General features: G+C 72.0%; 10 protein-coding genes. 9 read left to right on the top strand and 1 reads right to left on the bottom strand.

All coding sequences use genetic code 11. From position 1 onward, the window contains the following. Window positions 1-111 precede the first annotated feature (111 nt). Window positions 112-1,518 carry a KamA family radical SAM protein gene (locus ACLQ23_RS05640; RefSeq protein WP_355594583.1) on the bottom strand — a complete coding sequence of 469 codons (1,407 nt, stop codon included), beginning with the start codon at window positions 1,516-1,518 and terminating at the stop codon, window positions 112-114. 153 nt (window positions 1,519-1,671) lie between these two features. Between ACLQ23_RS05640 and ACLQ23_RS05645 the strand changes: the two genes are divergently transcribed. From ACLQ23_RS05645 to ACLQ23_RS05685, 9 genes are all read left to right on the top strand, one after another. Beyond that, window positions 1,672-2,721, top strand: a complete 1,050-nt coding sequence (locus ACLQ23_RS05645; RefSeq protein ID WP_355632789.1) for a zinc-binding alcohol dehydrogenase — start codon at window positions 1,672-1,674, stop codon at window positions 2,719-2,721. Window positions 2,722-2,725: 4 nt separating this feature from the next. Then, the gene (locus ACLQ23_RS05650; RefSeq protein WP_053661234.1) at window positions 2,726-4,291 is read left to right on the top strand and encodes an amidohydrolase; all 1,566 of its coding nucleotides are present in this window, start codon (window positions 2,726-2,728) and stop codon (window positions 4,289-4,291) included. A gap of 22 nt (window positions 4,292-4,313) precedes the next feature. Beyond that, a complete protein-coding gene (locus ACLQ23_RS05655) occupies window positions 4,314-5,873 on the top strand; it encodes a lysine 5,6-aminomutase subunit alpha (RefSeq protein ID WP_425880402.1) in 1,560 nt (519 codons plus the stop codon). Continuing rightward, a complete protein-coding gene (locus tag ACLQ23_RS05660; protein WP_082377749.1) occupies window positions 5,870-6,619 on the top strand; it encodes an OAM dimerization domain-containing protein in 750 nt (249 codons plus the stop codon). The genes ACLQ23_RS05655 and ACLQ23_RS05660 overlap by 4 nt, the downstream gene beginning before the upstream one ends. Beyond that, on the top strand, window positions 6,616-7,023 hold the full coding sequence (locus ACLQ23_RS05665; protein WP_053661229.1) for a hotdog domain-containing protein: 408 nt from the start codon (window positions 6,616-6,618) through the stop codon (window positions 7,021-7,023). Before ACLQ23_RS05660 ends, ACLQ23_RS05665 begins: the two co-directional genes overlap by 4 nt. Window positions 7,024-7,064: 41 nt before the next feature. Continuing rightward, window positions 7,065-8,402: a glutamate mutase L gene (locus ACLQ23_RS05670; protein WP_334549842.1), complete on the top strand. Its 1,338-nt coding sequence runs from the start codon at window positions 7,065-7,067 to the stop codon at window positions 8,400-8,402. Window positions 8,403-8,887: 485 nt separating this feature from the next. Continuing rightward, entirely contained in the window at window positions 8,888-10,585 is a 1,698-nt protein-coding gene (gene lnt / locus ACLQ23_RS05675; RefSeq protein WP_387157355.1) for an apolipoprotein N-acyltransferase, read from the top strand. 33 nt (window positions 10,586-10,618) lie between these two features. Continuing rightward, complete coding sequence (locus ACLQ23_RS05680) at window positions 10,619-11,428, top strand: polyprenol monophosphomannose synthase (protein ID WP_053661226.1); 810 nt, start codon at window positions 10,619-10,621, stop codon at window positions 11,426-11,428. Between the two features lie 67 nt (window positions 11,429-11,495). After that, a complete protein-coding gene (locus ACLQ23_RS05685; RefSeq protein ID WP_425880403.1) occupies window positions 11,496-12,026 on the top strand; it encodes an FxsA family protein in 531 nt (176 codons plus the stop codon). The last annotated feature ends 114 nt before the right edge of the window (window positions 12,027-12,140 follow it).

Here is a 12,140-nt window from a genome sequence, read left to right on the forward strand (position 1 = left end):
GCCACGGCCTCCGCCGACGGCCGCGGCCCGGTCCGCAGCACCCGACGCGCCCCGGGACGGGACGGGACGACAACATGCTCGCCGAGGACGTCAAGGGCGTCGGGCGGTGGGTCAGTCGTCGCGGTGGTCGGTCCACCACTGCTGCCCGCTGTCCGGCAGGGTGTCGATCGGGTCGTAGTAGGCGTAGCGCTTGTTGAGCGCCTCCAGGTCTGCAGACTCGATGGAGGTCCGGTAGTTCTTGGTCCAGTAGGAGATGCCGCGGTCGCGGTCGTAGTCGGTGAGCATGTGCACCCACCGTTTCCCGACGAAGGGCACGTCGCAGACGATGCGGGGGGTGGCGTAGCCGGGCAGGTAGCCCATGATGTCGTGCTGGAGTTGCTGGGCGTGCCAGACGGGGACCCGCCAGTGCTCGGCGTTGGGGATCATGTCGCACATGTAGAAGTAGTACGGCAGGATCCCGGCTTCGCCCTGAAGTGCGAAGCAGAGGTCGAGCAACTCGGGTGTGGTGGCGTTGACGCCGCGCATGAGGACGCCCTGGTTGCGGACGTCGCGTACGCCGACGTCGAGGGCGGTCTGTGCGGCCTTGGCGACAAGTGGGGTGAGCGACTGGGCGTGGTTGACGTGGGTGTGGATGGCGAGGTTGACGCCGCGGCGGGCGGCGGTTCGGGCCACACGCTCCAGGCCCTCGACGACGTCGGGCTGGAGCCAGTGCTGGGGGAGGCCCATGAGTGCCTTGGTGGCGAGCCGGATGTCGCGGATGGTTTCGATCTCCAGCAGGCGCATGAGGTACGACTCGAGGTTGCGCCAGGGGACGTTTGCCACGTCGCCGCCGGAGACGACGACGTCGCGGACGCCGGGGTGGGCCTTCAGGTAGCTGATGTGGGCGTCGTAGCGGTCGACGGGCTTGAGGGTGAGCTTGAGTTTGTCGACGGCGGGGGTGGAGTTGCCGACGAGGTCCATGCGGGTGCAGTGGCCGCAGTACTGCGGGCAGGTGGAGAGCAGCTCGGCGAGGACCTTTGTGGGGTAGCGGTGGGTGAGGCCTTCGGCGACCCACATGTCGTGCTCGTGCAGGGAGTCACGGCTGGCGTAGGGGTGGGACGGCCAGTCGGTGCGGCGGTCGGAGGCCACCGGGATCATGTAGCGGCGGATGGGGTCGGCGAGCAGCGCCTCGGTGGTGGGGGGCGCGAACGGCACCATCGTGTTGATCATTTGTGGTGGTACGAGCATCGACATGGTGGCCAGTGCCTGCTGGTCGGCCTGGACGTCGGCGTAGAAGCTCTCGTCGACGAGGTCGCCGAGGACGGCGCGTAGTTGCTTGACGTTCTTGACGCAGTTGACGCGTTGCCACTGGGCGGATTCCCACTGGTCGCGGGTGACGTGGCGCCAGCCGGGGAAGCGGGTCCAGTCGGGTTCGACGAGAGGGCGGCGGCGGTATTCGTAGGGCTGCCCGGCGGTCGGCGCGGCGACCGGGGCGTGACGTGGTTGAGCGATGGTCTCGACCGGTTGGGTCTGGGTCACGGCCCCTCCTCGGTGCTCGCGGCTGATCATGAGGCTCGAAGGCTACTGGAAAATATCCGGCAAAGAAATTAGTCTGCCGTAAGTTTTCCCGTTACGCGAGCCTTGACCAGGGCTTCGGACGGCTGGACAGGGGAGGTCGGCGTGACGTCACCGGTGGGACTGCACCGCGTCGTGGAGCCAGCGGGGGTGCTGCCGCAGGCGGCCTGGCGGCTTGACGCGTCCGCCGCGATCGCGCCGAACGAGGTGCGGATCCGGGTGCAGCGGCTGAATCTGGACGCGGCGAGCTTCCGGCAGTTGTCGGAGAAGCACGGTGGCGACGGGGACGCTGTCCGCGCCGAGGTGCTGGAGATCATCTCGACGCGGGGCAAGATGCAGAACCCGGTGACCGGTTCCGGCGGGATGCTGATCGGCACTGTCGAGGAGGCGGGTCGGCGTTCCCCGCTGGGGCTCAAGGCGGGGGAGCGGGTCGCCACGCTCGTGTCGTTGACGTTGACGCCGCTTGTGGTGACCGACGGGTTGGCCCGCTGGGACGGGCGCAGCGAGCAGGTGCCGTGCGACGGGTGGGCGATCCTGTTCGCCCGTTCCATCGCTGCGGTGCTGCCCGAGGACGAGGACCCGCAGTTGTCCCTGGCCGTGCTCGACGTGTGTGGGGCGCCCGCGTTGACCGCGCGGGTGGTGGCGCGCTACGTCGAGGACCGGCGCCATGCCGGTGATCCGACGCCGGTGCGGGTGGCGGTCATCGGCGGGGCGGGCAAGAGCGGGTCGCTGTCGTTGGCGGCGGCGCGGCGCGCGGGTGCGGCGCGTACCGTCGGGGTGGTGCCGGTCGCGGCGGAGCGGGACGCGCTGGTGGCGGCTGATCTTGCTTCGGTGGTGGCGTTGGCCGACGCGCGGGATCCGGTGGGATTGTCGACGGCGGTGACGACGGCGCTTGGCGCTCCGGCGGACGTCACTGTGGTGTGCGTGGACGTGCCGGGCTGCGAGCACGGTGCGGTGCTGTCCACGGCTGACGGTGGCACTGTGGTCTTCTTCTCGATGGCGACGAGCTTCTCCGCGGCGGCGTTGGGCGCCGAGGGGTTGGCGGCGGACGTGACGATGCTTGTGGGCAACGGCTACGTGCCGGGGCACGCGGAGTTGGCGTTGGGGTTGCTGCGTGCCGAGCCGGGGGTGCGTCGGCTCTTCGCGGCGCGGGTGGCGGCAGACTGAGGTCATGACGAACCCCTCGACGTTGTACCGCGGCGGTGTGCTGCACTGTCCCGCTGATCCGAGCGCTACCGCGCTGTTGGTCTCCGGTGGGCGGATCGCCTGGTTGGGCATTGACGGTGACGCGCCGCCTGCCGACCGGGTGGTGGATCTCGATGGTGCGCTGGTGACGCCGGCGTTCGTCGACGCCCACGTGCATGCCACCGACACCGGGTTGACGCTGTCCGGGCTGGAGTTGTCCGGGGTGCGGTCGGCGGGGCAGTTGCTCGACGCGGTGGCAACGTACGCGGCGGGGCTGCCGGTGGACGCTGTGGTGTTGGGGCACGGCTGGGACGAGTCGGGCTGGTCGGACGCGACGTTGCCGGATGCGGCGGCGCTGGACCGGGCGGCCGACGGTCGGCGGGTGTATCTGTCGCAGGCGTCGATCCATTCGGCGTTGGTGTCGTCGGCGCTGCTGGCGGCGTGCCCGCAGGCGGCCGACGCGGCCGGCTTCGACGCGTCGGGTTGGTTGCGGCGCGACGCGCATCATGTGGTGCGGGCGGCGGCGCAGGGGTCGGTGAGTCGTGCGCAGCGGGTGGCCGCGCAGCGGGTGGCGCTCGCGCACGCGGCGTCGCTGGGTATCGCGGCGGTGCACGAGTGCGGTGGGCCGGAGATCTCCGACGAGGAGGACTTCACCGGTCTGCTGGGCATCTCCGGTGATGGGTTGCCGGAGGTGTACGGGTACTGGGGTGAGCTGGGTGGCGCGGCGCGGGCCCGGGAGTTGGGTGCGGTGGGCGCTGGTGGTGACCTGTTCGCCGATGGGGCGTTGGGGTCGCGGACGGCGCACGTGTCGCAGCCGTACGGCGATGGTGACGGGTGTGGGCACGGGTACCTGTCGGCGGAGCAGGTGCGTGATCATCTGCTGGACTGTGCGGCGCATGGCATGCAGGGAGGGTTCCACGCGATCGGTGACGCGGCGATCGGCACGGTTCTCGACGGTTTCGCGGCGGCGGCGCGGGCGGTGGGTGTGGAGCGGCTGCGGGCTGCTCGGCACCGCATCGAGCACGCGGAGATCATGAGTAAGCGGTTGATCGCCGGGTTCGTGGAGTACGGGGTCGTGGCGAGCATGCAGCCGGCGTTCGACAGGTTGTGGGGTGGCGCGGGCCGGATGTACGAGTCGCGGTTGGGGTTGGACCGGTCGTTGGAGTCCAACCCGATGGGTGCGATGCATTCGGTGGGTGTGGCGTTGGCGTTCGGGTCGGATTCGCCGGTGACGCCGCTGGATCCGTGGGGGTCGGTGCGGGCGGCGGCGGCGCACCACAATCCGGCGCAGCGGATGGGTGTGCGGTCGGCGTTCGCGGCGCACACCCGTGGTGGGTGGCGGGCGGTGCACCTGGACGTCGAGGGGGTGCTGGCGTTGGGGGCGCCGGCGACGTTCGCGGTGTGGTCGACGCCGGCAGGTGTGGATCGGGGTCTGCCGGTGTTGCTGGCCGAGGATCCGGAGTTGCGGGGTCCGGACGATCCGACGCCGCTGCCTGTGTGCCGGCGTCTGGTGCTGCGCGGTGAGGTCATCTACGAGGAAGGGTCGTCGTGAGCGAGCAGATGAGCGGTGTGGCGTGACCGGAAAGCTTGATCTTGATCCGGTGCTTGTGGCGCGGGCGCGGGAGTTGGCGCGTCGGGCCGGACAGCCGGTGGTGGACCTGGCCCGTAGCCACACCACTGTGTCGGTGGAGAGGGCCGTGCTGCGGCTGGCCGGGGTGAGCGGCGCCGACCCGGACGGCATTCCGTGGGTGAACCGGCTCGTCGACGCGGTCGTCGCGGACATCGGGTTGGGCCACGGTGTGGCGGTACCGGTGTTCGACGCCCTCGCCCGTGAGGGCATCACCGACGTGACGTTGCTGGCGCAGAAGGCGGCTGCCGGGTCGGTGCGTTTCGCCGTGCCGACCGGCCGGGCCGCGACGACAGCCCGGTCCGCGGCGCGCAAGGCCGTCGGAGCAGGTGTACGGCGCATCGACAGGCGACGTGCGGAGCGGGACCGGCTCGTCAAGCGGCACGGTGACCCGGCGCAGCGGCCGTGGATCTACCTGATCGTGGCGACCGGCGACATCTACGAGGACATCCCGCAGGCGCAGGCGGCGGCGCGGGCGGGCGCGGACGTGATCGCGGTGATCCGCTCCACGGGGCAGTCGCTGCTGGACTACGTTCCCGAGGGCGCGACGCGGGAGGGGTTCGCGGGCACGTACGCCACGCAGGAGAACTTCCGGCTGATGCGGGCGGCGTTGGACGAGTCGTCGAAGGAGTTGGGCCGCTACGTGCGGTTGACCAACTACGCGTCGGGGTTGTGCATGCCGGAGATGGCGACCCTTGCCGGGTTGGAACGCCTCGACATGATGCTCAACGACTCGATGTACGGGATCCTGTTCCGCGACATCAACCCGGTCCGTACGTTCGTGGACCAGCGGTTCTCCCGGCAGGTGCACGCTCGCGCGGGGATCATCATCAACACCGGTGAGGACAACTACCTGACGACCGCCGACGCGGTCGACGAGGCGCACACGGTGACGGTTTCGCAGCTGCTCAACGAGTTCTTCGCCCACGAGGCGGGGTTGGCGGACTGGCAGTTGGGCCTGGGGCACGCGTTCGAGATCAACCCGGAGGTGCCGGAGTCGTTCCGGTTGGAGTTGGCGCACGCCCTGTTGGCCCGGGAGTTGTTCCCGGATGCGCCACTGAAGTGGATGCCGCCGACGAAGCACATGACAGGTGACGTTTTCCGGGGCAACCTGCTGGACGGGTTCTTCAACCTTGCGGGCGCGCTGACCGGGCAGGGCATCCTGCTGGTGGGGATGATGACCGAGGCGGTGGTGACGCCGTGGCTGTCGGACCGGGACATCGCCCTGCAGAACGTGCGGTACGTGCTGGGCGCGGCCGGCGGGTTGCACGAGGACTTCGTGCCGGCGCCGGGCGGGTTCATCCGCCGCCGGGCCAACCAGGTTCTCGGTGAGGCGCTGGACCTGTTGGAGCGCATCGGGGAGCAGACGCTTCTCACGGCGATCGCCGAGGGCACGTTCGGGATCATGAAACGGCCCGCTGACCGGGGTAAGGGCCTCGCGGGGGTCGCCGCACACGAGGCGGACTACTGCAACCCGGCCACCGAGATCCTGGAGGCGGCGGCGTGAGTGGGCAGATCGTGCGGCCGTACGGGGACACCACAGGTGACGGGATGGTGCAGGTGTCGTTCACGCTGCCGGTGCCGCACGACAAACGGGCCGAGGGCGCGGCGGTGCAGTTGGCCAACCGGATGGGCATCGACCCGGCGATGGTGGTGCACGCCAAACCGATGGGCGACGGGTTCACGTTCTTCGTCGTGTACGGGCGGGTGAACCACCTGGTGGACCTGGACGCGGTGCAGGTGGTGGAGCGGGACTTCGCGCTGCTGTCGGCCAAGGAGGTCAACACTGTGGTGAAGCAGCGACTGCGGCGCAAGCTGTCGGTGGTGGGGGCGTGCATCGGCACCGACGCGCACACCGTGGGCATCGACGCGATCCTCAACGTGAAGGGCATCGCGGGGGAGAAGGGCCTGGAGTACTACCGGGAGTTGAAGGTCACCAACCTGGGTGCGCAGGTCAGTGTGCCGGAGCTGGTGGAGGCCGCGCGGGTGGAGAAGGCCGACGCGGTGCTCGTGTCGCAGGTCGTCACCCAGCGCGACGCGCACCTGCACAACACCCGGGAGATGTCGGCGGCGTTCCGGGAGGCGATGCCGGCGGGCCGTCGGCCGTTGCTGATCGTCGGTGGTCCCCGGTTCGACGAGTCGATGACCGACGAGTTGGGTGTGGACAGGATCTTCGGTAGGGGCACCACGCCCGGCGAGGTGGCCAGTTACCTCGTGCACGCCCTGATCACGCAGCGGAAGGCGATGGCATGACCGACTCCAGGCTCGGGTTGACGGTGACGCACCGGCGGTATGTGCCGTACGCGCACGCCCACTACGCCGGCAACCTCGTCGACGGGGCGTACGCCCTCGGGTTGTTCGGCGACGTGGCCACTGAGGTGTGCATCCGTACCGACGGCGACGAGGGTCTGTTCGCCGGGTACGCCGATGTGCGGTTCCTCGCGCCGATCCGCGCCGGTGACGTGGTGGAGGTGACGGCGCGGGTGTCGAAGGTGGGCTCGCGCAGCCGCACCCTGGAGTTGAGCTGCGCGGTGGTGTGCCGGGGCCGCCCGGACCGCTCCGAGTCCGCCGCCGAGGTCCTCGACCCGCCGATCGTGGCGGTCACCGCGACCGGCACCGTGGTCGTTCCCGCCGCAGGTGCGAGTCGCGAGGAGTGAGCCGGGGTTGCGAGCCCCGCAGTCGCGAACAGGGGAGGCCTGTGACCCTGGCGGTCTGCGCGGACGTCGGCTCGACGTACACCAAGGCGGCCGTGGTGGATCTGGCCGCCGGTGTGCTGGTGGGTGCGGCGGCCGCTCCCACGACGGTGGGCAGCGACGTGCTGCGGGGCCTGGACGCCGCGGTCGCGGCGGCGACCGCCGGGCTGGGCGTGGGTGACGTGCCGTGGTACGTGTGCTCGTCGGCCGGCGGTGGGCTGCGGCTTGCCGTGGTCGGCTACGAGCCGCTGGTCACGGCGCAGGCGGGTCGGCGGGTCGGGTTGTCCGCCGGGGCGCACGTGGTGCACGTTGCCGCCGGGCGCCTCGGTGGGGCAGATCTGGCGGCGTTGCGCGCGGCCCGACCGGATGTGGTGCTGCTCGTGGGTGGCACCGACGGCGGTGACGCCGACACGATCACCCACAACGCCACACGGCTGGCCCGGGCCCGCTTCCGGATACCTGTGGTGCTGGCGGGCAACGGTGACGTGCGCGACGAGTTGACAGGGCTGTTGGAGGCCGCCGGGGTGCCGGTGACGGGCGCGGACAACGTGCTGCCCCGCATCGGTGTGCTGTCGCCCGCGTCGGCGCGGGCGGCGATCCGGGCGGTGTTCCTGCGCCACGTCATCGGCGGTAAACGGTTGTCCAAGGGCGGCCGGTTCGCCCGGTTGGTGCGCGCGGCCACCCCCGACGCCGTGCTCACCGGTGTGGAGGTGCTCGCCGACACGATCGGCGGGGACCTCGCGGTGGTCGACGTGGGTGGGGCCACCACCGACGTGTATTCGGTGCTCACCCCCGACGAGCGGGCCGCTGGGCCGGGCCGTGAGGTGGCCGGGAGCCTGTGGCGGGCCCGCACCGTCGAGGGTGACCTGGGTATGCGGTGGAGCGCCCCCGGTGTGGTGCGCGCAGCCGTCGAGGAGCGGCTGCTGGCCGCCGCCGACGCCGACGATCTGGCGGTCGCGGCGGAACGGCGGGCCGCCGACCCGGCGTTCCTGGCCGGCGACGACGCCGAGCGGGCCGTGGACCGGCGTATCGCCACGCTCGCCGCGACCGTCGCGTTGCGGCGGCACGCCCGTGGGGCCGCCACCGGGGAACGCGCCGGCCGGGATCTGCGCGACGTGAGGCTGCTGGTGGGCTCCGGTGGGGTGCTGCGGCACGCCGCCGCGCCGGTGTCCGCCGAGGTGCTGGCGGCGGTCCTCGCCGACCACGCCGGCGGGTGGGCGCTGCCGCGGGCGGCCCGCGCCGTGGTGGACGTGGACTACGTGTTAGCCGCCGGCGGGCTGCTCGCCGAGGAGCACCGGGCGGCGGCGGGGGCACTGCTGCGCCACCATCTGGGCACGCAGTGAGAAACACCGGCCGACACGCCGTGGTACAACACACGACAGGCCGGGGGTGGGTTGACAGGAGGCGGGGGTCGGCACGTACCGTCTTTGAGTCCTACCACGGGAAGCGGCTGTTGTTCGCTTCGTCCCTTCGTCCGCTGGCCGAGCGACAGTTGAGCGTGATCGTCGCAGCGGCCAGGTCCAGCGGGCGGGGGTCGGCGGGGCGGCGCGAACCGGTCGCGGTTACCGGTGTACGGGCAGGGTGAGGTGCACGGCCAGTAGACAACGGCCCGGCGGGGGCAGCCAGTCCGCGTCCGGTCGGTCCGAAGGTCGGCGCTCCTCGTCCTCGCCACACCGGCCGGGGAGGGCCTGGGAGCATCGGGGCGCGGCGCGAGCCGCGCCCCGATTTCATGTCCGCCGGGTGGTCTGTCCCCGGCAGCCCGATGCGGCCGATGTGCCGCCCGGCCAGGTAGCCTTCGCCCCGTGATCGAGGGGATGCTGCGGTGACGATGCTGGACCGGGACGAGACCCACTCCCCGGCGGTGCCGCCGCCTCCGGTTGCCGCGGGGCGGCCGCTGCCGCTGAAGGTCGCCGCGCCGATGGCCGTCGTCGCCGGTCTGGCGCTGCTGTTGGCGTTCCCGCCGTACGGGATGTGGCCGCTCGCGCCCGTCGGGGTGGCGTTGCTGGCCGCCGCCGCGCACCGCCGCAGGTTGCGCGCCGGCGCCGGCGTGGGCTTCCTCACCGGGGTGGCGCTGTTCGCGCCGCTGCTGTCCTGGACGAACCTGCACACCGGCTACCTGCCGTGGGTGCTGCTGTCGCTGCTTCAGGCCGGCTACCTTGCCCTGCTGGGCGCGGCCACCGCCTGGGTGTCGCCGCTGGCCGACCGTGGCCGCTGGGCGTGGCCGGCGCTGACCGGGCTGCTCTGGGTCGGGCAGGAGGCGCTGCGCGACCGTACGCCGTTCGGCGGGTTCCCGTGGGGGCGGCTGGCGTTCAGCCAGGACGACTCCCCGCTGCTGCGGCTGGCCGCGCTGGGCGGCGCTCCGCTTGTCACCTTCGCGGTGGCCCTCACCGGCGGGCTGCTGGTCACCGCCGCGTGGCACGCCTGGACCACCCTCAGGGCCGCCCGCCAAACACCAGCCGACACCGCACCAGCCGACACCGACGGGCGCGACCCCGCGCCGGACGGCAACGCCCTTACCGGGGCTGCGCCCGCGCGGCGGTGGGCGCCGGTGATCGCGCCGGCCGTCGCCGCGGTGGCAGTGGTCGCCGCGGGCCTGCTCGTGCCGCTCGCCGCCACGGGCAGCGGCGCGCCCGTCACCGTGGCCATCGTGCAGGGCAACGTCCCCCGCCTCGGGCTGGACTTCAACGCCCAGCGCCAGGCGGTGCTCAACAACCACGTCGACGCCACAATCGAGTTGGCCGCTCAGGTCGCCGCCGGTACGCAACGCCAACCCGACCTTGTGGTGTGGCCGGAGAACTCCAGCGACATCGACCCGCTGCGCAACCCCACCGCCGGGGCCCGCATCTCCCAGGCCGCCGACACGATCCGCGCACCCATCCTGGTCGGCGCGGTGCTGCTCGGCCCCGGCCCGGGGCAGGTCCGCAACGCGGGCATCCTGTGGCAGCCCGACACCGGGGCGGACATGTCGCAGCTCTACACGAAGCGGCACCCGGTGCCGTTCGCCGAGTACGTGCCGCTGCGCGACATCGCCCGGATGGTCAGCGACAAGGTCGACCTGGTCCGCAACGACTTCGTACCCGGAAGCACCCCGGGCGTGGTACGCGCCGGCCCGATCGTCCTGGGTGATGTCATCTGCTTCGAGGTGGCCTACGACGAGGTGGTCCGCGACACCGTCACCGGCGGCGCGCAGCTGCTTGTGGTGCAGACGAACAACGCGACGTTCGATGTGGCCGAGGCCCGCCAGCAGTTGGCGATGGTGCGGTTGCGGGCGGTGGAGCACGGCCGGCCGGCGTTGATGGCGTCCACTGTCGGGGTGTCCGGGTTCGTCGCCCCCGACGGGCGGGTAAGCGACGCCACCGGGTTCAACACCCGGGAGGTCGTGGTGCGGGAGCTGCGGCTGCACGACGGACGGACCCTCGCCACCCGTCTCGGTTGGTGGCCGGAGCTGGCCCTGGCCGGGTTGGCAGTGGCCGCCCTGGTCGGCGCGGGGGTGCTGCGCCGCCGGCAGCGGGTCGTGCCCGGATAGCAGCAGCCGGTACGCCGGCGGAGCGGAGGAACCGTGATCCAGGCGACCGATACGATCCGGCGACCCGACGAGGTGCCCGGCGTGGGTCAGGTGCTGGTGGTGATCCCCACCTACAACGAGGCCGACAACGTGGCGGCGATCGTGGGCCGGGTCCGCCGTGCCGCGCCCGCCGTGCGGATCCTCATCGCCGACGACAACAGCCCCGACGGCACCGGCGCGATCGCCGACGCTCTGGCCGAGAACGACCCGCATGTGCGGGTTCTGCACCGTGAGGGCAAGCAGGGCCTCGGCGCGGCGTACCTGGCCGGTTTCGGGTGGGCGCGCGAGCGCGGCTACGACGCGGTCGTGGAGATGGACGCCGACGGCTCGCACGCCCCCGAGGACCTGCCGGCGCTGCTGGAGGCCGCCCGCGACGCCGACGTGGTGATCGGATCCCGCTGGACCAGCGGGGCGCGGGTGGTGAACTGGCCGCTGCGGCGTCTGCTGCTGTCGCGTGGCGGCAACCTGTACGCGCGCCTCGCGCTGGGCATGCCCGTGTCCGACGCGACGGGCGGCTACCGGGTGTACCGGATCAGCGCCCTGGACGCCATCGACCTGGAGTCGGTCTGCTCCCAGGGCTACTCGTTCCAGGTGGAGTTGTCCCGTCTGGCCCACCAGGCCGGTGTGCGGATCGTCGAGGTGCCGATCACGTTCGCCGAGCGGGAGCACGGGGACAGCAAGATGAGCCCACGCATCGTCGCCGAGGCGTTGTGGCGGATCACCAGGTGGGGTGTGCAGGACCGCCGTCAGGCGGTACGGCGTGGCCTCAACGGCACCTCCACAGGTCAGGTGCGGTGGCCGTGAGCACGGCCGTGTCATGCTGGATGTGCGGCGCGTGTCGGTGTGCCGCCCAAATTAGCGATGAGGTGAGATGCGGCGAGGACTGAGGTTCGTACCGGTTGCCCTGCTGCTGGCGGTGCTTGTGGAGGTGGCGGCGTTCGTCCTGTTGGGGCGGGCGGTGGGGTTCGGTGCGGCGGTGCTTGTGGTGTTCGCCGCGTCTCTGCTGGGGTTGGTGCTGCTGCGCCGTGAGGGGATGCGCGCGTGGCGGGGCTTCCGGACGGCCGCGCAGGCCGGGCAGCCCCCGGGGCGGCAGGTCACCGACGGCCTTGTCGGGTTGGCCGGTGCGCTGCTGCTGGCGGTTCCCGGGCTGGTCAGTGGCCTGGTCGGGTTGTTGCTGATGGTGCCGCCGCTGCGTCGTCTGGCCCGCGCCGGGGTGCAACGCACCGCCGAGCGGCGGGTGTCGTCGATGGTCGCCGGTGACCTGTTCGGGCCGCGTACGGTGCGGGTGCGCCAGGGCGCGCCGCAACCGACGCCACGTCCGCAGCCGGAGCCGCCGCCGGTCGTGGTGGACGGCGGTCGGGCCATCGAGGGTGAGATCGTCGAGCCCGGCCCGCGTAAATGAGGCACAGATACGTCGGCGCCCCCGCGGGATAACCCGGGGGGGCCGACGGGGGTGGTGAGGCGTGGACAGGCGCGGGCGCCGGCGGTGGGTACCTGCTGGGGCCCGTGGGGCAGG

This window comes from Micromonospora sp. DT41 (assembly GCF_049841715.1).
In the GTDB taxonomy this organism is placed as follows: Bacteria; Actinomycetota; Actinomycetes; order Mycobacteriales; family Micromonosporaceae; genus Micromonospora; species Micromonospora profundi.